Annotated in this window: 18 protein-coding genes; 8 read left to right on the top strand and 10 right to left on the bottom strand. The window is 58.7% G+C overall.

Annotated features, from left to right (window positions below; all coding sequences use genetic code 11):
• Window positions 1-89: 89 nt before the first annotated feature.
• The 4 genes from IB238_RS05110 (at window position 90) to IB238_RS05125 (ending at window position 4,607) form a co-directional block, all read left to right on the top strand.
• Window positions 90-1,673, top strand: a complete 1,584-nt coding sequence (locus IB238_RS05110) for a sugar ABC transporter ATP-binding protein (RefSeq protein WP_192244137.1) — start codon at window positions 90-92, stop codon at window positions 1,671-1,673.
• Window positions 1,670-2,986 carry an ABC transporter permease gene (locus tag IB238_RS05115; RefSeq protein ID WP_192244139.1) on the top strand — a complete coding sequence of 439 codons (1,317 nt, stop codon included), beginning with the start codon at window positions 1,670-1,672 and terminating at the stop codon, window positions 2,984-2,986. Before IB238_RS05110 ends, IB238_RS05115 begins: the two co-directional genes overlap by 4 nt.
• On the top strand, window positions 2,983-3,948 hold the full coding sequence (locus IB238_RS05120; RefSeq protein ID WP_192244141.1) for a substrate-binding domain-containing protein: 966 nt from the start codon (window positions 2,983-2,985) through the stop codon (window positions 3,946-3,948). The genes IB238_RS05115 and IB238_RS05120 overlap by 4 nt, the downstream gene beginning before the upstream one ends.
• Before the next feature lie 86 nt (window positions 3,949-4,034).
• The gene (locus tag IB238_RS05125) at window positions 4,035-4,607 is read left to right on the top strand and encodes a DUF1349 domain-containing protein (protein ID WP_192244143.1); all 573 of its coding nucleotides are present in this window, start codon (window positions 4,035-4,037) and stop codon (window positions 4,605-4,607) included.
• A gap of 467 nt (window positions 4,608-5,074) precedes the next feature.
• Here the strand turns inward: IB238_RS05125 and IB238_RS05130 are convergent, their stop codons facing one another.
• The 5 genes from IB238_RS05130 to IB238_RS05150 form a co-directional block, all read right to left on the bottom strand.
• Window positions 5,075-6,844 (bottom strand): adenylate/guanylate cyclase domain-containing protein, encoded by a 1,770-nt coding sequence (locus IB238_RS05130; protein WP_192244145.1) that lies wholly within the window; start codon window positions 6,842-6,844, stop codon window positions 5,075-5,077.
• 238 nt (window positions 6,845-7,082) lie between these two features.
• Window positions 7,083-8,570, bottom strand: a complete 1,488-nt coding sequence (locus IB238_RS05135; protein WP_192244147.1) for a DUF1254 domain-containing protein — start codon at window positions 8,568-8,570, stop codon at window positions 7,083-7,085.
• An 878-nt stretch (window positions 8,571-9,448) separates the two neighbouring features.
• Window positions 9,449-9,862, bottom strand: coding sequence for a hypothetical protein (locus IB238_RS05140; RefSeq protein ID WP_192244149.1), 414 nt, complete (start codon window positions 9,860-9,862; stop codon window positions 9,449-9,451).
• Between the two features lie 74 nt (window positions 9,863-9,936).
• Window positions 9,937-11,364 carry an ATP-binding protein gene (locus IB238_RS05145; protein ID WP_192244151.1) on the bottom strand — a complete coding sequence of 476 codons (1,428 nt, stop codon included), beginning with the start codon at window positions 11,362-11,364 and terminating at the stop codon, window positions 9,937-9,939.
• Window position 11,365: 1 nt separating this feature from the next.
• Window positions 11,366-11,800: a hypothetical protein gene (locus IB238_RS05150; protein WP_192244153.1), complete on the bottom strand. Its 435-nt coding sequence runs from the start codon at window positions 11,798-11,800 to the stop codon at window positions 11,366-11,368.
• 197 nt (window positions 11,801-11,997) lie between these two features.
• Between IB238_RS05150 and IB238_RS05155 the strand changes: the two genes are divergently transcribed.
• The 3 genes from IB238_RS05155 to IB238_RS05165 all read left to right on the top strand — a co-directional run bounded on the left by IB238_RS05155 (window position 11,998) and on the right by IB238_RS05165 (window position 15,973).
• Window positions 11,998-13,371, top strand: a complete 1,374-nt coding sequence (locus IB238_RS05155) for a hypothetical protein (protein ID WP_192244154.1) — start codon at window positions 11,998-12,000, stop codon at window positions 13,369-13,371.
• A 214-nt stretch (window positions 13,372-13,585) separates the two neighbouring features.
• On the top strand, window positions 13,586-14,722 hold the full coding sequence (locus IB238_RS05160) for a hypothetical protein (RefSeq protein WP_192244156.1): 1,137 nt from the start codon (window positions 13,586-13,588) through the stop codon (window positions 14,720-14,722).
• A gap of 57 nt (window positions 14,723-14,779) precedes the next feature.
• The gene (locus IB238_RS05165; protein WP_192244158.1) at window positions 14,780-15,973 is read left to right on the top strand and encodes a hypothetical protein; all 1,194 of its coding nucleotides are present in this window, start codon (window positions 14,780-14,782) and stop codon (window positions 15,971-15,973) included.
• Window positions 15,974-15,987: 14 nt separating this feature from the next.
• On the opposite strand, the gene IB238_RS05170 is transcribed toward IB238_RS05165, so the two are convergent.
• The 3 genes from IB238_RS05170 to IB238_RS24490 form a co-directional block, all read right to left on the bottom strand.
• Window positions 15,988-16,950, bottom strand: coding sequence for an HNH endonuclease (locus IB238_RS05170; RefSeq protein ID WP_192244160.1), 963 nt, complete (start codon window positions 16,948-16,950; stop codon window positions 15,988-15,990).
• Window positions 16,950-19,043: an AAA family ATPase gene (locus tag IB238_RS05175; RefSeq protein WP_192244162.1), complete on the bottom strand. Its 2,094-nt coding sequence runs from the start codon at window positions 19,041-19,043 to the stop codon at window positions 16,950-16,952. The genes IB238_RS05170 and IB238_RS05175 overlap by 1 nt, the downstream gene beginning before the upstream one ends.
• Before the next feature lie 844 nt (window positions 19,044-19,887).
• Window positions 19,888-20,106 carry a hypothetical protein gene (locus IB238_RS24490; RefSeq protein WP_246723478.1) on the bottom strand — a complete coding sequence of 73 codons (219 nt, stop codon included), beginning with the start codon at window positions 20,104-20,106 and terminating at the stop codon, window positions 19,888-19,890.
• A 155-nt stretch (window positions 20,107-20,261) separates the two neighbouring features.
• On the opposite strand from IB238_RS24490, the gene IB238_RS24495 reads away from it, so the two are divergent.
• Complete coding sequence (locus tag IB238_RS24495) at window positions 20,262-20,606, top strand: site-specific DNA-methyltransferase (protein WP_348648242.1); 345 nt, start codon at window positions 20,262-20,264, stop codon at window positions 20,604-20,606.
• 369 nt (window positions 20,607-20,975) lie between these two features.
• Here the strand turns inward: IB238_RS24495 and IB238_RS05185 are convergent, their stop codons facing one another.
• Together IB238_RS05185 and gpt are read right to left on the bottom strand one after the other, a co-directional pair.
• Window positions 20,976-24,800 (bottom strand): vitamin B12-dependent ribonucleotide reductase, encoded by a 3,825-nt coding sequence (locus tag IB238_RS05185; protein WP_192244163.1) that lies wholly within the window; start codon window positions 24,798-24,800, stop codon window positions 20,976-20,978.
• A gap of 813 nt (window positions 24,801-25,613) precedes the next feature.
• Window positions 25,614-26,111 carry a xanthine phosphoribosyltransferase gene (gene gpt, locus IB238_RS05190; protein ID WP_192244165.1) on the bottom strand — a complete coding sequence of 166 codons (498 nt, stop codon included), beginning with the start codon at window positions 26,109-26,111 and terminating at the stop codon, window positions 25,614-25,616.
• Between the last annotated feature and the right edge of the window lie 142 nt (window positions 26,112-26,253).

Raw genomic sequence — 26,253 nt, forward strand, 5'->3', positions numbered from 1 at the left:
TGCTTGACACCATTTAAACGTTTCGAATAACCTCACAAGAATTGGAGAATTCAAGCGTTGGATGTTGGCTGTAGGGAGGCCGCCATATCATGCGCGATGATATTCCGATGCCCCCAGCAAACGGCGTTGCTCTTTCGGCAGATCTGCTTCTGACGGCTGATGGCGTCTCGAAGTCGTTTGGCGGCGTCGCCGCCTTGCGCGCGGTTCAATTCGACCTCATGGCCGGCGAAATCCATTCGCTGATGGGTGAGAATGGCGCGGGCAAGTCAACGCTCATGAAAATCCTCTCCGGCGTGTATACCGACTACCAAGGCACGGTCTGCGTCGATGGATCGCCCGTCCGCTTTGGTAGTGTCCGTGACGCGGAAGCCGCCGGCATCGCCATAATCCACCAGGAACTTAACCTCGTCCCCGAGCTCAGTGTTGCAGACAATATCTTTCTCGGTCGCGAACGCTTGATTGCCGGCCTATTCGTGGATCGCAAGGCAAGTCTCAATTCTTCCCGCGCGCTGCTGGAACGACTCGGGATTCAACTTGATCCGGAGGCACGCGTCGGAACTTTGCGCGTGGGCGAGCAGCAGCTTGTGGAGATTGCCAAGGCGCTGTCGTTGAACGCACGCATGCTAATCATGGACGAGCCGACCTCGGCGCTGTCGCCCGGTGAGTGCCGGCGTCTGTTCAAGATCATCAAACAGCTCTCGGAGAGTGGGGTCGGGATCATCTACATCTCGCACAGGATCGACGAGGTCATGCAACTGAGCGATCGGGTCACCGTTTTCCGCGATGGCCGGCATGTCTGGACGCGTCTGCGAGATGACTTGAATGAAGATACGGTAATTGCGGCAATGGTCGGCCGTAGTCTTCTCGATGGCGAACGATCACCGGTGGCTTCATCCGGCCCGAGCATCTTGTCAGTCTGCGATCTATCTCTTTCGGTTTCCGGTCGGCGGGGTAGGCGCGAGGTATTGCGCGGGGTCAGCTTCGATCTCCGCGCAGGCGAAATCCTTGGTGTCGGTGGACTGCTCGGCGCGGGGCGGACCGAAATCCTGACGACGATCTTCGGGTCGAGCAGGGGGCGCGCGGGTGGTGAGATCCGCCTGGACGGCGTTCCCGTCCATGTTCGCTCGCCACTGGATGCACGCCGTCTCGGCATTGCATTGGTCACCGAAGATCGCAAGACGCAGGGACTGCACCTGAATGATACCATCGCGGACAACATCGCATTGCCGCTGGTGGGGCGGCTTGCGCGTTTCGCGTTGCGGTCCACCAAGCGCGAAGAAGCAATTGCTGAACAAATGGTCGATGTTCTCACCGTGCACTGCGAAGGGGTGGACCAGACGGCGAACACCCTATCCGGCGGCAACCAGCAAAAAGTCGTAATCGGTAAGTGGTTGGCCACCCGCCCCCGCGTGTTGCTTTTGGACGAGCCAACACGAGGCATTGATGTCGGGGCCAAGCGGGAGATCTACGAGCTGATTTTCAAGCTGGCAGAGGAGGGACTGGCCATTGTCGTGGTGAGTTCAGAATTGCCCGAACTGCTTCATCTCTCCGACCGCGTGCTTGTGATGGCTGAGGGCCGGCAGACCGGTATCCTTTCCCATGCTGAAGCAAGCGAGGAACGCATTATGCAGCTCGCTGCCCCTCGCGCGGCCGCGGGGAGGGCAATGGCATGAGTCTCGTTAGACTGGTTTCCCGGACGAAATTGTACTGGGGGCTAATAGCCATCTTCCTGATCGGCGTACTCTCATCGCCGGTGACTTCCTCCGGAAAGAACATCTTTTTGTCGTCTGGCAATCTCCTTGACGTGCTCCGGCAGGTGTCCACGACCGGGCTGATCGCGACGGGCATGACTGCCGTAATTCTGACTGCCGGGATCGATCTCTCGGTCGGCTCTCTCATGGCGATCTGCAGTGTGGTCTGCGCGATGCTTTTGACGGTGCCAGGCGAGACGCCAGCAGTTTTTCTTGGCCTTCCCTCGGTCAGCGCTGCGTCCCTGCTCATCGGTGCGGTGATCGTGCGCTTTGCATTTCTGAACATCGAGAAGGTACGAGCCGGCAAGGATAGTATCCGGGACATTCACCTCGACAGCATGCGCGGCCTCGTGCTCCCCGCGGTCGCCGGAATACTGCTCTGCGCGCTGGTGCTGAGCTACTTGCTGCCCCAGGTCCAGACGAAGTTCGGCGTCCTGGGTGTCCTTTTGGTCGCCCCCGCAGTCGGCCTCGTCTTCGGAGCAATCAACGGCATGATAATCGTGTTCGGACGACTGCAGCCCTTTATCGTAACGCTGGCGATGATGGTCACGGCGCTCGGCATCGCACGGCTGACGGCGGGGCAGAACAACGCCGTGCTGCCCGTCTATACCGGCTCCAATGCAACGGCAGACTTCGATATTCTGCGCCAGCTTGTCTTTGGTGTCGTTCCGATGCCCGGCATATTCTTCATCGTCGCGATCATCCTCTACGGTGCAGTGCTCCGGTTCACGCCGTTCGGACGTTATGTCTATGCAATCGGTGGGAATGAAGAGGCCGCGAGGCTTTCCGGCATCAACGCTGGCCGTGTGAAGATTGTTACCTATGCCGTTTCCGGTCTGCTTGCTGGGCTCGCCGCCGTTCTCTACGTGGCCCAGTATCGCCAGGGAAAACCCGATGCAGGCGCGGGGCTGGAGCTCGACGCAATCGCCGCCGTCGTGATCGGCGGTACAAGCCTGATGGGCGGCAGGGGCGGTCTCGCGGGCACCTTCTGTGGTGTTCTCATCTTCGGTCTGCTGTCCAACATCCTGCAGCTCCACAATATCAACTCCAACCTTCAGTTGGTCCTCAAGGGGCTCATCATCATCGGGACCGTGCTCGTTCAAGAGCGCAGCACGGGAGATCTTTTCAGCCGTCTATGGCATTCGCGCCATCAGCCGGAAGTGAAGGGTTCGGCCGCGGAGGAGCGGTCGTCGCCAGAGACAGTGTCTCTAACAATGGGAGGAAAGAAGGAATGAAACGTCGTGAGCTTATGTTGGCGGCCTTCGCAGCCGTCCTCACCGCAACCACCGCCTTGATGCCCGCGAATGACGCCGCGGCTCAAGACAAGAAATGGCGAATTGGGTTTAGCCAAGCAACGACCATCGAGCCCTGGCGCGCCCAGTTCAACAAGGACATTATCGCGGAGGCAGCCAAGCATCCCGATGTCGAGCTGATCATTACCGATGGCGAAGACAAAACGGAAAAGCAGGTAGCTGACGTCGAGAATCTTATCCGGCAGGAAGTTGATGCGCTCCTGATCTCGCCGAAGGAATCTGCAGGCCTGACGGGAGTCGTACAGCAGGCAATCGATGCCAAGATTCCAGTTTTCGTTCTGGACCGAAACGTCGAGACGGACCAGTACACGCAGTTTGTCGGTGGTGATAACAAGCTGATCGGCCGTGCGGCGGGTGAGTACGCAGTCGAAGTCCTAGGCGGGAAAGGCAAGGCCCAAGGGAACGTGGTCGAGATATGGGGCGGCATGGGCACGCAGCCCGCGCATGACCGCCATGACGGCTTCCACGAATTCACGGACAAGGAACCGGGCATCAAAAACCTACTCGACCAGCAATCCGGGGACTGGAAACAGGACCAAGCCTACAACATCATGGCAACAGCCCTCCGCAACAACGAAAAAATTGACCTCGTTTATGGTCACAATGATCCGATGGCTTACGGTGCCTATCTCGCAGCCAAGGATGCCGGCCGCGAGAAAGAAATCAAATTCATCGGCATCGACGCTCTGCCCGCCGAAGGTGTGATGTGGGTCAATAACGGCGAACTAACCGCCACCTTCCTCTATGCAACACCAGGCGCTGAGGGCCTCCGCCAGGCGATCAAATTCCTGAACGGCGAGAAGGTGGAAAAAACCATCACTCTCGACACGCTGATGGTCACCAAGGATAACGCAGCGCAGATCATGAAGGACAATGGACTCTGAGCTGTAATCAGCAGCGTCCCAGGGAAGCTGGGGCGCTGCTTGAGGTGATGTCATCTCGAACATTGGAAGCGCATCGGGGAGGGCGCATGAGTACGGACTTCTGTTGGTTGAATGAGCCTGCATCGTGGGGCGGCGACGCTGCGCACCTGTCGGTGACAACAGATTCGCAGACGGATTTCTGGCGTCACACGTTCTACGGTTTTACGCGGGACAACGGCCATGCGTATCTGCGTCCGATATCAGGTGATTTCACGGGCTCCGCAACGGTCGTAGGCGAGTACGACACGTTGTACGACCAAGCGGGTCTGATGCTCCGCGTTGATGCAGAAAACTGGATCAAATGCGGCATCGAATACGCGGACGGCCTGATGCATTTCAGTGTCGTGGTTACGAATTCGGTGTCGGATTGGTCAGTCATACCGCTCCCCCGCGTCGCACCGTCCGATCCCTTATCCGTACGATTGACGCGCCACGATGACGCGGTGCGGATTCAGTTTCGATTTGGAAATGCACCGTGGCAGATGGCAAGGCTCTGCCCATTTTCGCGCGCTGATGGTCATGTCGGTGTCATGGCATGCTCGCCCGAGCGCGAAGGGTTCAGAGCGAGATTTTCCGATATTGAAGTTGGACCATCGATCCCTCGCACATTGCATGAGTGAACAAGGAATCAGATGTTTACGCCTGGCCCCACGCTCTTCATCGAGGAGGCTGAGGCGTGTTGTCAGAATATTCCTGCGTCCCAGTTCCCGCCTTTCGTGCGTTCTGGCCGCCCACAGAATTTAGACGCCACAATAAGAAGTCTGCGGAACTTGGGGCAATCCATGTGCGTATTGGCCGGGCATTCAGCAACGTGACGAAGCGCATTTCTGAGCGCGGTCATTCTTCGGATTTGCGGTCTGGAAATCAAACACCGGCGGATCACTAATGGCGCGTTGCGGACAGACTGCTCAAGCTGGAACCGGCGCTGTTGCGCAATCTCCGGACGTTCGTCTGGAGCGGATTTGATTGTTATGCGCACAGGAACAATGCTTTGCCCGCTGGCGGCTGCCTGCACGAATAAGCCATAAGCAAGTCTCGCACTCGCGGTGCACGGAAGCTGTTGACGACTGGCGGCGATGGAATGCAATCACTCGGTGAGGCCAGCTTTGCGCAGGCCGTCCACAATGCGCTCGAAATCGGCAGGGTCCTTGTAGGGCAGCACTTTGCGCCTGTGCTCCAAGGAATAATCGGGATTGATCCGGAACACCTCCTCCCACTCGCCGCGCGACTCCGCGAAGCGGCCCAAGTGACCGTAGCTCGCCGCCAGCAACACACGTGAGATGTCGGTGGCTGGATTGCGGACAAGCCGTCGCTTCAGGAAGACAACGGCCTCCTCGTACCTGCCCAACTGGAACATCGCCTGCGCGTGGAAGTGCAGAAAAATGTCCGGATAATATGGATTCAGGGCCATTGCCCGCTCGAAACAGACGAGGGCCTCGTCGGACCTGCCCGCGTAGTGCAGCGCGTTGCCGAGGCTCTCGTGGCCCTCGACAAGATTGGGAGCAAGCGCGATCACACGTTCAGCCTCGCGGATGGCCACGTCAAGCCGTCGCAGGTACAAGTTGACGACGCCGAGCGCCCAATGTGCGTACGGATATCGATCGTCGAGCGCCACCGCGCGCGTCGCAGTCTCGATCGCTTGTTCCAGCGATTTCGACGGCGACTGGCTCCACTGGTTGACGTAGGCCAGCCCGTGCGTGACGGCGAGGAACGCGTGGGCCGGGGCGAATTTCGGGTCCAGATCGATGGCGCGTTGCAGCAATTGCCGGCCCTGAAAGTTCTGCTCTCTCGTCAGCCGCCACATGTGTTCACGGCCCCGCAGGAAGCAGTCATAGGCTTCCAAATTTTGGGTCTGCTCGCTCGCGAGCCGCTGCTTGTCCACGGCCGTCAGCTTGAGTTCCAGAGCGCCGACGATCTGCTGCGTGACGTCATCCTGCACCGCGAAGATATCGGTCAGGTCGCGATCGAAACGCTCCGCCCACTGATGCCCGCCAGTGGTCGCGTCGATGAGCTGCGCGGTGATCCTCACCTTATTGCCTGATTTGCGGACGCTTCCTTCCAGCACGTATCGCACATTGAGGCTATTGCCGACCTCCTTCACGTTCACGCTCCGGCCCTTGAAAGTAAACGACGAGTTGCGAGCGATGACAAACAACTGCGACAGCTTCGACAAAGCAGTAATGATATCTTCGGAGATGCCGTCGGCGAAGTACTCCTGCTCGGCATCGCCGCTCATGTTGACGAAGGGCAGCACGGCAATCGAAAGGTCCGGCGGCAATGTGGCCGGCGCACGAGCAACGGTGCCAGCGGTCGCTGGTTTTGCCTCCGCGGCGGCACCGACCTGGAGCGAATAGATCCGGATCGGCTCGACGATGTTCTTGAGCTGTGTGATGCCAAGATCGCTGACGGAGAGATCGAGTCTCGCCCTGACCTGGCGATAGGCGTCCTCGGACAAGCAAATGGCGCTAGGGGCCGCGATACCCTCGAGACGCGAGGCGATGTTGATGCCGTCACCCATCAGGTCGCCATCGCTTTCCTCTACTACGTCCCCCAGATGGATGCCGATCCGGAACTCGATGCGCCGATCCTGCTGAACGCCGGCATTGCGCTCGCCCATGCCGTTCTGCACCTCGATGGCGCATCGCACGGCATCGACAACGCTGCGGAATTCGACCAGCGCTCCGTCTCCGGTGCGCTTGATAACACGGCCGTTGTGCACGGCGATGGTTGGATCGATCAGGTCGCTGCGCAGTGCCCGCAACCTTGCCAGCGTGCGATCTTCGTCCTCGCTGGCGAGCCGGCTATATCCGACTACGTCCGCGGCCAGAATTGCGGCCAGCTTGCGGTTCTCGCTCATAGAGCCGTCCCTCATCTCCACGATAGCAGGAAGAAAGAGACAGGGGAACTTCTGCCCGGAGCGATCTCGGCTGAGATCAGGTTATCTGGTGCATCTATCTGCGACCTGCAGCGTATTCACCGACGATGTCTGCTTCGGGCAACGGCTTGCTCCAACGGCTGACATTGGCGCAATGCGGATGTGATCGACGTAGAATGCAAATGGCCCGCTGCATGATCGGCAACGGGCCAAGCGTTTGTTATTTCACCTTCACCAGATCATCCGGCTTCCACGTCTGGTCATAGAACTCTGTTCCAGTTCCGTACAGACGAACCGTGGCGAGGAAGTTGCGTCCCTGAACCGTCTGAATGAAGTTGGTGTCGGGCGCATCTGCAGGCTTGCTTGGCCCAAACCACAGATCGATCGAGCCGTCCTCGTTGGTTTTGACGTTGTTGAAGGCATTGATTGACGGCAGAAGCTGCGGCGTCTCTGGCATCGTGCCATCGGTGATGTCATAGGCCGTGACGGCCCAGAACAGCTTGGCAGGAGGGTTCGGCGGCAGGTGAAGTTTGTAGGCTTTCGAGCCGTCGAGAAAATCGCCATCGGCATCGCGTAGCGTGGTCGGATACTTAGAACCTGCATCTATCGTTCGCATGACCATGGCTGGCGCGGACGAATAGGCGACCTGGAAGTAGGTCGCTCTCTGGTTAACGTCGAGGTAGCTGTCTTGCAGCCACTCAGCCGTCGCGCCGCCCCATACGTTCTCGTACTGCCGATCAGTGTAATACTTGTTCCGACCATCGGGACGGCCCGTCTGGCGAAGCGCCATGATCATCTTCGGCGCAGTCTCGACGGCTTTCTTCAGTAGCTCCTGCTGTTTTTGGCTCGGCTCGAAGGGCTTGCCCTTGACGATGCCGATGGAGGCGAGAACGCCGCGCAGCTCCGGATCGATAGCCGCGACCGGTTCGTAGTCGACAAACGCCTTCAGCTTGGTCCAATAGCCGTTGTCGACCGGGTACATCATGTTGATCCGCTTGCCGGAGCCGTTGGGAAACTCCATCGGCTTGATGTCCTTCTCCGAGGCAAAGAGCGGATAAATCCGGGTCCGTTCGGCAAGTGCGACCGCTGGGGCGGGATCAGGACCATCCTCACCCTTTGTCATGATGGTGCGGAAAAACAGGAAGACATTGTAGGTCGGCGACTTGAAGGTGAAGTAGCCCTGCGGAACCTCACCGTCGTAGTCTGGCGGCAAAAGAAGGTAGAGGCCACCGCGAGCACGATCAGGCCCGATTGCACCGACATCGGTGATCGTCCGCTGGAAGAAGTCGGTGAACATGCCGATGACGTTTGGCGGCGCTGCAATCACCAACGGCCCGGTTTCTTTCAGGTCCAGGTAGTTCATCGAGTAGATGACGTCAGCATTGGGCGTCGGCACCCAGGCGCGGCTGTCCATCCGGTCTTTCCAGATCGGCAACACGTTGTACCCCGCTCCGAACGTGGCCTCCGACCCGTCACGCATGCCGATTACATTCAGCGCCGGCAGCATTGTCATGTAGGCGTGGATTGCGCGCTGGTAGTAGAGCTCGTCCAGTAAAGCGTCGGCCTCCGTCTGCTCCAGCCATTTGCCCTTATTGATCTGCTCGACCAGCGGAGGTGCTTTGCCCTCCTGGGCATGCGCAAGTGGGACTGAAAATGCGGCCGCGGCAATGATGGAGGCGACAGCGGTATGCAAATGCCATTTCAACATCGTCTGAGCTCCCGGGATTTCGACTTGGCCGAGCAGCGTTGCGCAGCCATCTACCAACTTAGGAGCGAGTTGATAAAAGTCACGTCATGAGTAGCGAAATTTGCCAATGACTTCTTAGGGCGCAATCCAGTAGTCCGGCCTTGTCGCTGGCGACGTCCGCTTTCGGGAAGCGGCCAAGCTGGTCTCTACGGCCGACATGGCGGCGCAATGCAGCCAAATTCCGATGCAAAGAAAAAAGTCCGCTTGGGGGCCAAAAGCGGTCGTGAGGTCGCGTCTGCTTCGCGCAGTAAAACGGACATCAACCGGGAAAATTGCCAGCAAATGGGCCCATCCCGGTCAACATTATCGAAGATCGTCCGTCCGATGCCCGTGCCGGGCCGAGAGTGTCAACATTGGCTGACTGGAAATAGGCCAGCAGAACAACTCGGCCCGGGCTTGAATGACGCGGCTTGGAACAGGACAGGCCGGCACCCTGGCACGCCCTGACTTGGTGGTCTCGCCATGGCATTTCGGACTGAACCAAGGGAACAACAGCGGCTTGCTGTGGGAGCTTATGCGGAAGTGCCTCATGTTATTGAGGGCTTGCGCCGCGCCGGTTTTGGGGGAGGCTGGCTTTCAACCGCATGATTTCCTTGTTTCCCCTGCATTTTCAATGTCGGTCGCACTTCGCGTTTCCCTACTATAAGCCGCTTTCCCAGCGGTATGAATCCGACCTCATCAAGCGCAGAGCCGACCGTCGCGGTGTCGCGATCATGTTTCCGTCCATTGGCCCGCTTTTTCGGCATCAAAGCCTCCCACAATATTGTCATCTCAGGCCCGCGCGCGAACTAGGCACAGCGCGTTGCCATTCCAGTCTTCCGCATTGAATTTGCGGAAGCTCACCTGGGCCCAAATCGATGCCGTCCATAGATTTCCTCAACGCCTTCGCGCGTCAGGCAGAACACCTCCAGCAGCCTATCGGCCAACTCCTCGACTGCCGGCCGCTGGTGCTGAACGATTGCCTTCGCGCGTTCGAGTGCCTCATTGAGCAGGCTGTCAATCCAACGTCGCAGTTCCGGGTTGTTGAGGCGGAGGCGGGCCAATGTGGCATCATCATTTGCTTCGGTCCGCAATGTGCCTCCCATTCCGAAGCATCCCTCCACCAGCGTTGCAAACCTAGTCGCGCTTGCCAGATCGGATAAGTCCCCGCCGGTTGCACCGTCCGAGAACTCGCCGAAGACCATCAGCTCGGCCGCCATACCGCCGAGTGCCAGTGCCGTCCGCTCCAGATAATGCTGTCGCGTGTGCAACATGAACGGAGTTGTCTCGAACACCGTTCGGCCAAACCCATTGCTGGCGCAAGGACCAACTTCCTGCAAGATTTGTACTACTTCAACTCCGCACAACCAAGTTCCAGCCCGACAATCGCGTGCCCAGCCTCGTGGATTGCTGCTCTTCGCATCGTCTCGGGCGGAATGCATATTAGCTGAGGCAGGCTCGCCAACATGTGCGGAGCCGCAAGCACCTCCGCACTGCGTCTTGACAACCGCTTCGCTTCCTTGACCAGTTGCCGGATGTCTGCCCCAGTGAACCCCTCTGTCGCGCGCAAAAATCGCGCGGCATCAGTGTCCGAGAGTTTCAAATCCGCGTAGTAGGCGAGTATGCCGAGGCGTGCCTTTTCGTCGGGAGGACTAATCGCAAAATGGCGGTCCAATCTTCCCGCTCTTCGGATAGCGGGGTCGAGCTTTTCAGGATCGTTACATGCCGCGACGACAATAATGCCGATGCGCCTTTCGAAGCCGTCCAGCCGTTCCAGCAGCCCGTTTATCGCCTGCCGCTTGTAGTCCGAGTTATGGTCCGGGATCGACCGGTCTCCGAACGCATCGATTTCGTCGATGAACAGGATACATGGCGCTTCCGATTCGGCGTCTGCGAATGTCCTGTTCATCGCCTTCAGGAAGTCATTGAGATAGCCTTTTGCCTGCCACTGGGCCGCGGTTCCATAAACGACGGGAACATCGCAGGTTTTCGCCAAAGCCCCGGCAAATAGCGTCTTACCCGTGCCCGGCGGCCCGGAAATCAAGACTCCCGCGTCGACGTCGTCCCACTCAATCTGGCCCTCTTTATACAGCCGAAGGTCGAGGGCGAGTTCGCGGCCCCAGTCGCACAAGGCACCATATCCCGACAGATCATCGAGGCTGGGGCCGTTGGCCGTCGCAGGTGATTTTTCGGGCTTTTTTGCCGGCGGCGGCCGTTGGCGTAGGAGGCGTTGAAGCGCCTTCGTCGCCGACCGTCCAGGTAGAAAAGCCAGACTCAGCCGTTGCCAGGACTCCAAAAGCATATGCGCCCGCTCTTCCGCGGTAGCCCGGATGCCGCTCCGCTTGAGGGCTGCCTGCAGGCGTCGCTCGGTCACAGCAGGAATGATCGCCACCACGTCCGCACCTAACGCGATCTCGTCGTCGATCTGCTCGAGGGCAGTGGCGACAAAGATCGCCCGCCTTCTTGCATTTCCTGACCGAGCATTGTCGTCCCAGAACAGACCTTTCTTGCCGTGCGTCGCCAGCTCTCGCGCAACCGGCTGGTCATAGGGATCGTCGCACAGCCTGCCCAGGAACACCCGCGCAGCGCGGAGGTAACAATCCATCGCCTCCTCGCTCTCCACGACGAGGATGGCCCGAAACGATGCGTCCGGCCGGTTGTAGGCCCTCAGCGCGGCCGCCACGCCGCAATACGCCAGGTAGACAGGCAAGGTGACAAATACCTCGCCGGCAATGTGATGCGATCGCCAGGGCACCCGCTTCCTCTTCATCGACATCCTAACCACCCTGGTATTCATTCAGATCGATGACGAGCAGCGGATCGAATCCGGAACTTGCCACCTCGTCGGGATAGCCGCGCGGGTTGCAAATGACTCGAGTGTTCTGGATGTAGTAGTCGCTTCGATTGTGCAGATGGCCGTGAACCCATAGTCGCGGCTGGTTTCTGATGATCTCGCGTTCCAAGTTCGACACGAAACTCGGTGTCAGGGGATCGTCCATATACTCGGGTAACACCGACAGGATGCTTGGAGCATGGTGGGTGACGACAATCGTTGGCTGGTCGCAAGGCGTATCGAGCGTGCCCTTGAGAAAAAGCCTGTCCTCGATATGCAGCCCCAAAGCATGCCGAGCGGAGAACCGCTTGAACGGCTTTTTCGACATCTTGATTTTGCGATAATCGTTCAACCCGTTCTCCGCTTCGAGCATTGCCATACGCCGATCTTCAAAAAGGCCGAAATCGCTCCAGAGCATCGCTCCAATAAACCGGTATCCGCCCAGAGAGACGAAATCGCGGTCGAGAACATGAAGGTCGGGATAAGCGCTGGCGAACTCAAGACCGCGCTTCTTGCCCTCGATGATCGACGAACCATAGAACTCGAAATGAAATTGTTCAACTCAAGGGGATCGCAATGATGGGCAGATTGATTGGAGGCAGCATTCTGGCTGCTGCGGTGCTCGTTGGGGGAAGCGCACATGCCGCGTGCGACCGCTTCGCGGGCAGCACCATGCAGTACGGGTCAGGTCCGGTTGCGAACTGGCGCACGGACTATCCCGAGGCTGTCGACGCGATAGACCGTCCGTGGACACGGATTGATTTCATTAGCAACCCAGCAGACTACATGCGCGCCGTTCTTAGGGCCGCACAAACTGACTTCGTCCGAAAGGACAAACGACTGGTTCGGAACGACGTCCATCATGAGTGGTGGATCTCGCCTTGGATGGACTACACTTCAAACGGTCGCGAACGAAGCATGGGCCTAACGAAAGAGCGGGGTCCCGATGCAAAAGACCTTTCACCAACGAGCCAAGATAGCTACCAAGTCTGGGCCGTGGGATTTTATAATCGGCCCGGCGCGCTGGTTTTCGGAAGCATCTTCGAAGATGAGTGCGATCCCCAGTTTCCGAAGGTGGTCCAGTTTCCGGAAAACACTGTTTCGGTAAAATTCCTCTTTACCGATGCCTCCCCGGAGGAAGTGACCTATCTGAAAGACGCTCCCGAATACGAGGCGTTCATCGATGTCGGAGAAGAGCGCAGTCCGAAGAAACGGCAGTTGAAGTCACTGCGTCTGCTTCAGGTCGACATATCAGTAAAAGACTCGAGAGCTCGGGACACCGACTGGGTCTTCGGAACCTTTGTTTGGCGGGGACCACCCAAGGGGGACGAGCTATTTGACAATCTCGAACCGGCTTCCTTGCAATGGGGTAACGACCCAGGTGTGTACGACCAGACCCTTCGACAAAGTTGGATCAACGGCGATTTGCGCGGGATCCTCTATGGTTGGGCAGAGAGACCGTTTCTCGGTTTTAACGGTCGAGCGAATGGTCCGGCCGACAATCTCAGGTCCTCTTGTCTCTCGTGTCATTCCACGTCCCGTGCCCCGGCTGGAACTTTGCGGCAAGTGGGAAGGTTCGACATGGTCAGGGACTACGGCTCGCCAGACAAAGTAAAGCAGCATGTGGACGCATGGTTCAAAAACTATCGAAGCAAGGACCTTTTCCTTTCCGACCAGCCGGCGGCCGTCAGTCTCGACTATTCACTACAGCTGGAATCGGCGATATTTAGGATATGCAACGCCTGTCTGACTGGCGGGCTAACGGGCCCGACACCAAAAATCTGTAGGGATATTGGCTACGCTTTCCTCGATATTCGAAACCCGCCGTTGCGGATGTTGAAGGCGACGTGCGAGGGTACGTCGAACACTAGCAGTGTCGACGCAGTGATTTCTTCTGAAGCCGCTCCTAGCTTGGAAAGGCAGACGATAATGGAACCGCCAAGGCAGTAGTTGGCGTCTGAGCTTGCCGAGTTGCATTGGTCTACAACTTGAAATAATTACCGCCACTAAAGATTGAGTGATCCGTGAGGGGAGGGGCGGCGATGGAGTTTGTGAGGGAGGCGAGTGTGGCGACTGCCGTCCAGGTGCACGCGGCCATGATCGACCAAATTCGGCAGTCACGCCTCCAGGTTCGGCGATCGCTAGCGCTGACGGAGTGGGGTCGTTGCCATTAAATTCGCATCAGAAGGCGGCGGTCGCGCTTCGTCTCGCGGCCGCCCGTTGCCTTGACCCCTTGTGCACCGAGATCGATGAGGAAGAAGAAAGCGGCATTCGAGAAGGCGCGTTTTGCCTGTTGAAGAGCCATGCCGAAGCGGCCGTGGTAAGAATTAAGGACGATGGCGACATTCCCGACTTTATTCGGGAGGGAATTACCAGCCTTACCGAATTCGCCGGAACCGCCTGCGATATTTCAGGCAGCGTGGAAATTCTAAGCTGCTACGTCAGCGAACTGCCTGGCCAGACCGGAGACGGCGTGGTCTGGGGTGCAGGGGTTGAAACCAAACATTGCCGGGCAGGGTTGCTCGAGCTGGCGCATCATATTGAAGCCAAGGTCCGCGATCACATCGAAAGCTTGGGAATCCAGCTGAACAAACGGCCCACGATCGAGTTCAGAACCCTGCTGGCAATCGCTGATGCCTCGATACCTGGTTCCCGTGTCGTTGGTGCCACGGATGTGACGAGTTCTCCGCGTCTGATCGATGTGGCGATCGCCGACGATGACCTATGCGCTGCGGACATCCTGAACATGGCTTATGTAATCTACCATGAGCTTGTCTGTCATGCGTTTCGGGCGGCACTGGCGTCGGGTCGCGTCGACAATACTCAGGACAAATGCATCTGGAGCCACGGATGGATGGATACCGTTGCTTTCGATTTGGCGGTCGATTGGGTCGCAATGGGGCCGCCGAATTGGTTGCCACTACGCGACGAGGACGGCATTGCAAGGCTGAGAGCTTGCCACGATGGCCACTTCATTTCGGTGCCAGGTCTAAGGCGGTCGGACATGACAAGGAGGCAAGGTGCCAGAAACGCCTACCGCAAGCTAGCCACCGCAATCGCATCGTTCGGCCTCGCCTACAGCGAAGTCACGGCGCGTCAATTGGCGCAGCAATTTTCCTGGGCGCTGCATATACACCAGGCAATAGACGACACGATGCGCCAAGACATCGCCCGACGCATTGCCAAAGCTGTCACGAATGCGGCCCGTGTGCACGACCAGCTTGCTACGGTGAAGGCGTGCCTGCGTTTCAGTGTCCATCGAGACATCAAACAGCTGGATCAGGAAATCCCTGAGTTGTAAGACCTTGACTTTTGGGGGATGTGCCCCAAAATAAGATCAAAGGATTTGGTAAGTGCCATGAGAGACGAAGACGCAGGCGTCAAACTACGCGGGTCGTTGTTGCGTTTACAAATCTTCCGGCCCGAAGGTTTCACCTCCGCAGAGCTGTCCGAGGCTGCCTCGGTAGCTGGTGAGACCTCGCGCGACTTTCTCAAGAATTCTCGCTACACCGAACTGGTAGGCACTCGCCCGTCTCCGTCGGGCAAGGGAAGGCCTGTAAACCTGTACCAGGTAACGCAATTCGGAGGTGAGCTCCTCACGCGAGAGATCGTTAAGTGGCGCGAACGGGCGCTGCTGCGCGAAGGTATTCCCGAGGACGTCTTCGGTTCCCTCGTAGAGTTGGAGGAGACCATCGAAGACATGGAGACGGCGGTTGGCGACGAGCGCGCTGAGTTGCGTGCGGAAGCTGAGCGCGCTCTAAAGTCTTGCCGGACTGATCTACGCGCACTCGAGAAGCTGAGCCGACTCCACGCGAACGAGTTCCGCACCAGGCTGGGACGCGCCGAAGGTCGTCTCACGCCCCTCGTCGACGAATTCGAGGACCTCGTACAGGGCCTTGTGCGGAAATATGGATGCTGGGTGGACCGTGAAGCGTCGGTGTGGGAGCCGATGCTTGTGTTGTTCGACGGCATAGCCGGGCCGGACAAGGCTAAAAGCAAGGTCATTGAACAGTCATTGAAGAAGGACATACCAGTTGCGTCCTTCGACCTAGCTGCAATGACCAAGGCCATTCGCAAGAAGCTTTTCAAATCCGTTGGGAACTTGCGAGCCAAAACGCCGCTCGTGGGATGTGATCTGGTGATCACCGTGAATAGCGAAACGGATTTGGGCCAAGTTCTCATCTCAGAGATCAAGAACTATGCACCCATAGCCCGAACAGGAAAACGTCTGTGGCATATTGATCGCGAACACGTTAGGCAGAAACACATCCTCAAGGCGGCTGCCTATATCGCAAGCCCTGAGCCGCGGATAAGGGCCTTCGCGATCAAATGCGCGGGCGCGTTGACGGCGATCGAGGCCGTTGCCTCGAGAGCGGAGGCAGGCATGGAGGCCTTGGGAGACTACGTCGTCGCAGAAGATCCGATCAGCTTGGCGAATACCTATATGGGAAACGTGGTTTGCGTGGACGCCTCGTACAATGAGACCGCCGAGACCGAACTACGTGACACCCTCGTGACCTATCGCCCACTGATGGCCGATCATAAGTTCTAAGCCGCCCTTAGTCCTCAGCCAACTTCCAACCTCCGCGCCCAGGTTCGCACTACATTTGAATAGGGCTGATCGTCCGCGGCCATGGAGCGTATCTCTTCGAGAATACGATCGCTCAACGCCTCCAGACGAGCAGCCCATTTCTCATCATCCGCTTGCCTGCGGGCGCGCAACTCCTCGGCAACTTCGTCAAGCTCGTCCATCAACCCGCTAAGGAATTGCAGTTTGCGCAACACGCGTGTCCGTTCCTGGACCAGATGGAGGCGGTTCAGTCCGTAGACGTGTATGGACGCCAGCCCCTTGCGCGAAGCCGTCACTTCACCGGGCTTAGGCAAGACAATACCCAAGGGAGGGTCGCTATCGACGTGAAAGACCAAGTGTTCGTCGGGATCGTCGATGCAGGGATTGAGAAGGAGTGCCTCCTCGGCTTGCTGCGCCACCGATTCTGCCTGCGGCGTCGCCGCTGGCGCGGTCGCCCGCATACCGGCTATTGGGAACAGATCCTCTTTCCCAAGCTTCGCCATGGTCCCGTTCATCTCTGGGGCCCGCAACAACTCCTCGAGACCTGCAGGAAATTCAGGGAGAGCGTGCCACCGGCGGCGATTGCAGTCGATGCAACTCGGAAGTAGGTTGTCCCACTTCATTGCCAGCCACCAATAGCCTGGGTGTACTTCTCCCGCTATTTGGCCCTTGGGACGGAAGTGCTCGACGTCGACCGGTGCTTGATGAGCGTACCTGCTTTCGCAATAAGCGCACTTGCCGAAAAACAGTTTGTCGAGGGCATACTTCACCCCGTCATCCGAATAGGCGGAGAAATCAAAGCCCTTCTTCTTCTTTTTGGCAGGTCCGCCGGGGGCATGCGCTGCCGCTTGCTGCGCTTGGATGTGGGCTTCGGCCTTGGCGTATTCCTTCGCACCTCTGCTCTTTGAGCCGGCGAGGGCCTCCGGCTCCCTGACGGACGCTCGGTCTACCTTTCGCATTACAGGCTCTCCAGCGCGGTTTTGATTTTGACCTTCGTTTGTTCGCGAAGTCTGTTTCGTTCGCTGCCTGAGTGGTCGCGGCGGTTGACGAGGTATTCTGCGACAGCCTCCTGCACCAGCCGCCCTGCCTCGCCCAGTCCCACGGGCAGGGCAAACGCGATCTGCTGCCGCAGCTCCTCCATCGCGGCATTTGGAACAGGGTTGTCCCCCGATAGAGCCTTCTCGGTAAGATAATCGGCTATTTGCGCCAACTTGGTTTCCGTCTCTGCGTCGTCTGTGGTGAACAGGTCAAACAGGTCCGACGTTAGCAACTGCTCAATCGTCAACTTGGAAACGTCCGGCAATTCCCGCAGCGTGTCGACGACAACGGGCAAGTCGCTACCCGACGATTTACCCGGTACACGATTGAGGACCATCACCTCGCCATCCCTCATCCCGCGCAAGCAAAGAGGATCGTGTGTCGTCACGATGAATGTCATGGAAGGGAGCGCGCGCCGTAGACCTGACATGATCTGGATTTTCCATCGGGGATGAAGATGGGCCTCCACCTCGTCAATCAGAACGATGCCGTGAGCCGACGTCAACGAAGTAAACCAAGGATATCGCTCCCGATCCATGATCCAGCGCATGACGTCGCAAGCGAGCGCCAGGATCGTCCTGAACCCTGACGATACGCTCGACAAGGGTGTACGCGACACCAATCCGTCGTCAAAGCGTGTTTGGACAAAGCAAGCGTCGCGCTCATGGTCGCGTTCGATGACGTCGAACTGGTCGCCGGCATCGAATATCTCGCGTAGCGCCTGAACCACCATATTGAAGTCGTCGTCGTCCAGCCCGAGCAGCCAGGTCTCCGGGTTCGAAATGAGATTGTCCGACCGAAACAGATTCACCACCGTGCGCGACGGCTGCCAGCTGTATTGGTCTCGAAGAAAATGGCGGTATGCTCCGTAGGCGAACACGGGCGGAACCGATCCGTCACCCACTTGCTGGAAACGATTGCCCGTGATGCGCAGGGTCCGACGGTCCCCCGCTTCAAAGTCAAGGCGAACTTCGGCCGACCGTCGTCGAGCGATCGTCTCGTTGCCCAGTTGGGCAGGGTTCAGACGTAGCGTCATAGGATCGTCGACGAGATGTACCCGCGCCTCCACATCCGAAAGCGCCAACGCAATTGCCTCGAGGATGGAACTTTTGCCTGCGGCGTTCTCGCCGAGAATCAGAAGCGCCTGGGCAAATTGCTCTGAAGGGTTGGGCGGAGGAGGCATCCGGACGGAAAGCGACTCGATCGCTTTGAAATTCTTCAGGTAGATGCTCTGTAAACGGGGCGGCGAACGAGGGGGCTCGATAAACGTATCGTCGATGAGAACTCTAGCGGGAGTATCGTTCTCCAGATCATCCTGCTGTAGCCGCCACAGGCCGACGAACTCCTGATTGTCATCATCCGCAAGTGACGGCATAGCGGAGTACCGTTCAAACGCGCGCTTGCGCCGATCGACGAGGCTTTTTCTGGAGAGATTGAAATGCGCGATTGTCAGCTGGCCGCGATCGTCAATCCCGGCAATGGTTCCATCGGCATTCGAGACCAAGTGTCCAGCGGGACTGTCCGAGCATGGGTCAAGGAGTAGCGGCTCTTCCAACGGTGGAAATTCGGGCCAAGACCCGTCGTGCTTTTCAGTGTAAACAGCATACTCCTCCGCAGTCGGCACCCTGCAACGGCCACCACGCACGGGAAAGTACGACGCGTTGTCAGGCAAGCATTCATCGCAGATCGGAAAGATATTCTCCCACGCGTCTGCCAACCAGGCATAGTAGATATGGCTTTTTCCCGGTAGCCGAGGGTCGGCGTTTGATTGAGGCCGGAACCGATGCACGGAATACGTCTCCGCGCGCGCTTCGCAAAATGCGCACTTGCCGGAGAAGAGGTCGAGCAGACTTCGAAGGACGTCGTCGTCTTCAAACGCCATCGTGGGGACGCGTTTTTGCCACTGCACAGCCTCGTCGAGCGCGAAGTATTGACTGAGAGATTTGCGGCGGCGCTGATATTTTGTCGTGCCGAGCGCTGACGGCGGCGCGGTGGGGCGTGTAACAAATCGCATTGGTCTCGAACTGCCTATGTGCTTGGACACTGCTTGAATATCGGCAGTATCGCAACTCAGGCTTGCCCCGGGCCATCCGCGAATGTCAGATGTCAGAGCCTTCAGCTATCTCACCGTCACAAGTCGGAAGGGGCCGGGGTCTTTCGTTACGTCTCCCGAGGTCCAAGCCATCGACCGACAAAGCCGACATAGTCCTGATCCTGGTGTCGCGGCAGTCTAACCGACAGCGGGAATTCGATCGGCATGCCGCCACCTAACGTCACTGACAGGCGTTTCGTCCATCGAGTTCGTGAAGTGCCTGCCCTATCGAATTCCTGTAACTGCGGCCAAGATGGGTGGAATGACTGGGTGAGATGCTCCTTGTGGGCGAGGAGCGTGTCGGCGTGAGTAAGGGTGAGCCAAAGCCCTTTCAGCTCTTTTACGGCGGAAAACGAAATCTCTTCCAATTTACCCCCTTTGCCGAACCGGCGGCCCGAAAAAATCTGCTTCTCGACGAGGTTAGGAACTTGGTCGCAGGCCTCCCAAATTTAGTCACTCGATCTCGTCGCCCGTCCATAGCAATGTGACTTTCGGCGTAGCCTCTCACCGGGGCCTTTCGAATTTGGTTTCGGGCGTTCGTCGCGGCATGCACCAAGCATTAATGGCGGGCAGGGGATGCGATACGTCTAAGCAACAATTAACAGATGCGCTATTATACTTGATGTAGTAAAGAATTATGTCCGCGCAACGTTAGCATTTCAAGCTGTTGAAGAAAGAAATAATCCAAGCAACGCTTTCAGTAGGTAAGTTCAAATGAAAGCCTGGAATGACTGATTGTCTATCTCCGATTTCCGCGCAAACCGACCTATTTAACACAATCTTTCCAGAAAACGCCGATATCCATGATCCGTTGCCTGAGTTCGTTGACGCGCTCAACCTCACTCAGGGCGAAGCTTCCGAGATAATAGGCGCGACAACGCTCATTGGCCGAAGCCAAATCTACAACGCCGATGCGTCCGACATTTTGCCGAGGATCGAAGGCGAGAGCGTTGACCTTGTGGTGACAAGCCTTAGAGAATGCCATCGCGTGCTGCGGCCGGACGGCGGAATGTGCTGGCAAGTTGGCAACTACGTTGGTGACGGAGAAGTTCTGCCCATCGACAGTATAATCATTCCCATCTTTCGCGAGCTCGGCATTGGGCCACAAAGTCGGACGACTACACCTTCGATCTGGATCCAATCAGAGTCCCCCAGAAATACCCCCAAAAGAAGCACTATAAAGGCCCGAAGAAAGGAGAACTAAGCGGAAATCCCAAAGGAAAGAATCCGGGTGACGTTTGGGATGATATCTCCAACGTGAAGCACAACCATCCGGAAAAGCTGGATCATCCTTGCCAGTTCCCGGAAGCCCTGATTGATCGTTTGGTACTCGGGCTCACCGCGCCTAGGGATTGCGTGCTCGATCCATTCGCCGGGACTGGAACCGTGGGCGCTGTTTGCAATCGCCTCGGGCGGCACTCAATTCTCATAGAGCGCGACGAGCGGTACGCGAGGATGGCCGAGCGTAGGCTCAGTCGCGGCTAAGATGTAACCGAGCGACGCTAAGACGCGGGCGAAGAAACCGGCCTGGGCGACTCAGGTTTTGTAATGGTCCCGCAGCAACAGGTGCGTCGCTAAGATAGCGAGGGGGCCCTGGGACCTGCCGCGGTTAACCTGTGTGCCTCTGCAGCACAAAGCCATTCAAGGCATGAACATATAGAAAGTAAAACGCCGCCACAACTTCTTGGGGCGGCGTTTTCAATCGTGTCCGGAGGGAGTGACCCTCAACTATAGCTCCCAAGCGGGGTGCGAGCCCTGGCTTGTGCCCTTAGACGCATTTCTGAGGGGTCCTCAGACGCAAATCAAGGGTTTAAACGCATTTCTTCAGGCACGTGACAAGAGTACAATGAGTACTCAAGAGCACCCGCTTGTACTTCCGCAGGTGTCGCACTTCTCGCAGGTGCCGTTGCGCACCATCGTGAAGTTCTGGCACTCTGAGCACATGTTACCGGTGTAGCCCTGGGCGATCGAGCGAATGCGGCGCTCGGCTTCGACCTTCTTCGCATCCGCCTTGGCGGCGGCTGCGTCGGCCTGGGCCTTGTCGGAGAACAGCGCGGTGACGGACTGCTGGACCTCGGTGGCGATCTCCTCGGAAACCTCTTCTGCGATCTCTTCGGCCAATTCCGCTGCCTTCTCCTCGTAGTCGCGCTTGAAGGCGACGATTTCCGAGGTGGAGATGGCGACGGTCGCCTCCAGCTTGCGTGCCGCGCTGCCGGCGAAGGTTGTCACGTTGCCGGTCGACGACGCCTTGGCCGGTGCCGCGGTCGCAGCTCCCTTCGGCTCGTTCAGTTGCCGTTCGGCGCCGGTGCCGGGCACCAGCGTCGGCTTGTAGCCGCGGGTCCAGCCGGTCGCCAGCAGGTTGGTCTTGCCTTCCTGGATACCCTTGCCGAGCGCGGTGTTGGAGAAGTCGGACGTGTCGACATGGGCAAGATCGTTGCGGCCGATATAGGAGACCGCAAGCTCGCGGAACACGTAGTCGAGGATCGACGTGGCGTTCTTGATCGCGTCGTTGCCGATGACGATGCCGGCCGGCTCGAACTTGGTGAAGGTGAAGGCCTCGACATATTCCTCGAGCGGCACGCCATATTGCAGGCCGAGCGAGATCGCGATGGCGAAATTGTTCATCATCGCGCGGAAGGCAGCCCCTTCCTTGTGCATGTCGATGAAGATCTCGCCGAGGCGGCCGTCGCCGAATTCGCCGGTGCGCAGATACACCTTGTGTCCGCCGATGACGGCCTTCTGGGTATAGCCCTGGCGACGGTTCGGCAGCTTTTCACGCTCGCGGGTGACCTTTTCGATCACGCGCTCGATGATCTTCTCGGTGACCGTCACGGCTGCTGCGGCAGCCGGTGCCTGCAGCAGTTCCTCGACCGCATCCTCGTCCGCCTCGTCCTCGATCAGCGAGGCATTGAGCGGCTGGGACAGCTTCGAGCCGTCGCGATAGAGCGCGTTGGCCTTCAGCGCCAGCTTCCACGAGAGCATGTAGGCGCTGCCGCAATCCTCGACGGTCGCCTCGTTCGGCATGTTGATCGTCTTGGAGATCGCGCCCGAGATGAACGGCTGGGCAGCCGCCATCATGCGGATGTGGCTTTCGACCGAGAGGTAGCGCTTACCGATCTTGCCGCACGGATTGGCGCAGTCGAACACCGCCAGGTGCTCGCCCTTAAGGAATGGTGCGCCCTCGAGCGTCATCGCGCCGCAGACGTGGATGTTGGCGGCCTCGATGTCCTTCCTGGTGAAGCCGATGTGCTCCAAGAGGCTGAAGCTCATGTCGGACAGCTGCTCGTCGGAAACCTTCAGCGTTTCCTTGAGGAAGTCGGCGCCGAGCGTCCACTGGTTGAAGACGAACTTGATGTCGAAGGCGCTCTTCAGCGCGCCGTTGACGGCGGCGATCTTCTCGTCGGTAAAGCCCTTGGCCTTCAGCGTGGACGGGTTGATGGCCGGCGCCTGGTTCAGGTTGCCGTGACCGACCGCGTAGGCCTCGATCTCGGCGATCTGGGCTTCCGAGTAGCCGAGCGTGCGCAGCGCATCCGGAACGGCGCGGTTGATGATCTTGAAGTAGCCGCCGCCGGCGAGCTTCTTGAACTTCACCAGCGCAAAGTCGGGCTCGATGCCGGTCGTGTCGCAATCCATGACGAGGCCGATCGTGCCGGTCGGGGCGATCACCGAGACCTGCGCGTTGCGGTAGCCGTGCTTCTCGCCGAGTTCGACGGCCTTGTCCCAGGCGCTCATGGCGTGGACGATCAGGTCCTGGTCCGGGCAGTCGTCATGGAGGAGGGCGACGGGGTTGACCGAGAGGTTTTCGTAGCCGGTCGTTTCGCCATAGGCCGCGCGGCGATGGTTGCGCATGACGCGCAGCATGTTGTCACGGTTTGGCGCAAAGCCCGGGAAGGTGCCAAGCTCGCCGGCCATTTCGGCTGATGTCGCATAGGAGACGCCGGTCATGATCGCCGTCAGCGCGCCGCAGATGGCGCGGCCTTCGGCCGAGTCATAGGGGATGCCTGAAGACATCAGGAGGCCGCCGATGTTGGCGTAGCCGAGGCCGAGCGTGCGGTACTCATAGGAGAGTTCGGCGATCTGGCGGCTCGGGAACTGCGCCATCATGACAGAGATTTCGAGAACGATCGTCCACAGGCGGACGGTGTGCTCGTAGTCGGCGATGTTGATGTTTTTCGTGGCCGCGTCCTTGAACTGCAAGAGGTTCAGCGAGGCGAGGTTGCAGGCCGTGTCGTCGAGGAACATGTATTCCGAGCACGGGTTGGACGCGCGGATCGGGCCGGCAGCCGGGCAGGTGTGCCAGTCGTTCATCGTCGTGTTGAAGTGCAGGCCCGGATCGGCAGAGGCCCAGGCGGCGTAGGAGATCGATTCCCACAGGTCGCGTGCCTTCAGCGTCTTCATCACGCGGCCGTCCTTGCGGGCGGTCAGGTTCCAGTCCCCGTCGTTTTCGACGGCGCGCAGGAAGTCGTCCTTGATCGAGACGGAGTTGTTGGAGTTCTGGCCGGAGACCGTCAGGTAGGCTTCCGAATCCCAGTCCGTGTCGTAGGTCTTGAACTCGATGTCCTTGTAACCCTGCTTGGCGAATTGGATGACGCGCTTGATGTAGTTTTCCGGAACCTGGTTCTTCTTGGCAGCGCGGATTTCGCGCTTCAGCGCCGGGTTCTCGTTCGGATCGAAGCACTGGTCGCCATCGGCCGAGCAATTGATGCAGGCCTTCATGATCGCCTTGAGGTGGGAAGCGACGATCTTCGAGCCGGTGACAAGTGCCGCGACCTTCTGCTCTTCCTTGACCTTCCAGTTGATGTATTCCTCGATGTCCGGATGGTCGATGTCGACCACGACCATCTTGGCCGCACGGCGCGTCGTGCCACCGGACTTGATCGCACCCGCCGCGCGGTCGCCGATCTTCAAAAAGCTCATCAGGCCGGACGAGCGGCCGCCGCCGGAAAGCTTTTCGCCTTCGCCGCGCAGGTGCGAGAAGTTCGAGCCGGTGCCGGAGCCGTACTTGAATAGGCGCGCCTCGCGCACCCACAGGTCCATGATGCCGTTCTCGTTGACGAGATCGTCTTCGACCGACTGGATGAAGCAGGCGTGCGGCTGGGGATGCTCATAGGCCGACTTGGACTTGGTCAGCTTGCCGGTGAAGGGGTCGACATAGAAGTGGCCCTGGCCCGGGCCGTCAATGCCATAGGCCCAGTGCAGGCCGGTGTTGAACCACTGCGGCGAGTTGGGGGCGACGCGCTGGGTGGCGAGCATGTAGGCAAGCTCGTCCTTGAAGGCGGACGCATCTTCTTCGGAGGCGAAGTATCCGCCCTTCCAGCCCCAGTAGGTCCAGGTTCCGGCGAGACGGTCGAACACCTGGCGGGCGTCGGTCTCAGAGCCGTACTGCTCTTCCTTCGGCAGGTCCTTCAGGGCCTCGGTGTCGGCAACGGAGCGCCACAGGAAGGAGGGGACGTCGTTCTCCTCGACCTTCTTCAGGCGTGCGGGCACGCCCGCTTTACGGAAATACTTCTGCGCCAGGATGTCGGCAGCGACCTGGCTGAACTGGGCGGGAACGTCGATGTCGGCGAGCCGGAAAACGATCGAGCCGTCCGGGTTCTTGATTTCGCTGGTGGCCTTGCGGAATTCGATCTCGGCATAGGCCGATTGGCCCTGCTTGGTGAAGCGACGTTCTATGCGCATGGTCCGTTGTCCTTCTGTCAGCGTTCCTGCGTACGTGTGCGCAGGCGCAATTGTTCCGCGCGGCCGCAATGTCTCGCAGCCAGCCCCAATTCTCTTCAATGTGTGCGGGAAACCCGATCTATCGAGACCCTGTATCTTGTGCTGAGTTTGGCTGCAAACACTAAATATAGTGTTAACAACTTCTTTATGCCAGCCCCATGGGCCGCTCCGACGATCAAGAAAACGTGCGCAAAACATCCCCTGCGGCCGGCGGTTCATCCACCTTCACGCATAGTCACCAATCGCGATTTCCTGATTTGAGAACCGGGCTCTTAACTCTCCGGTCCAGCCGCCGTTGCAACTTAAGAACCATTAACTCCATGGCACCCGATTCCGTCAAGGGGTGGTTTGTGACGGATTTGTGGACGCTACATGTTGTGTGCGACGCCTGTGGAAATTGGGGACATCACGCAAATGCTGCAAAATCAGGCGGTTCCGCGCAGATGGTCACAACCGGCGCTACGCAGCTGTGGATAGCCCAAGAAATAATGGGGCAAAAGTAAGGGTAAATTCAGGCGTCGCAAAACAGGGGAATTGGCAGGGGGCTTGAGATGTGTCTGGACGAATCATCGTGATGTGCGTGCCGCCTGCAGGTGTTGAGGCGAGGCTGGCGGCACTGTTGCACAACTCGTCTCCTGCGGGCTGCAAGGAGACCTTCCCGGCCGTTCGTGGCGACTTGAAAGCCAGACAGTGTGTCAGCAGCCAAGCAGGTGCATGCCGTCATGGCTGTAACGGCATGCAGGCGGAGCCTGGAAGGTGAGGGGAGGCGGGCGATCAGCCGCGGCTGCCCTTGGCGATCGGCTCCTGATAGGTGAAGCCCATGTCCCAGGGGAAATAGATCCAGGTGTCCTGGCTGACCTCGGTTACGAAGGTGTCGACCAGCGGGCGGCCCTTGGGTTTGGCGTAGACGGCGGCGAAATGTGCCTTGGGCAGCATCGAGCGCACTTGGGCGGCCGTCTTGCCGGTATCCGTCAGGTCGTCGATGATCAGGATGCCTTCGCCGCCGTTCTGCTGCAACTCCGGCGCGATGCCCTTCAAGACATGCATTTCGCCCTGCGACACGTAGTCGTGATAGGAGGCGACGCAGACGGTCTCGATCAGGCGGATATTGAGTTCGCGCGAGACGATTGCCGCAGGCACGAGACCGCCGCGCGTAATGCAGACGATCGCCCGCCATTCGCGGTCATTGTCGGCCAGACGCCATGCGAGTGCACGCGCGTCGCGGTGAAACTGGTCCCAGGAAACGGGAAAGGCTTTGTCGGGAAGCGACATGGCGGGCTCCTATCGCCGGCGGCCGGCGGAAATGCAGATGATCGGCCTTTTCTAAAGCAGTTGCGCCCCGAAGGGAAACGGCGCAAACGCGCCGTCTACCGAACATCCACAGCGAAGAAGAGCGGAGCTGCACCGAATTCCC

Source organism: Rhizobium sp. ARZ01 (assembly GCF_014851675.1).
GTDB lineage: Bacteria > Pseudomonadota > Alphaproteobacteria > Rhizobiales > Rhizobiaceae > Mycoplana.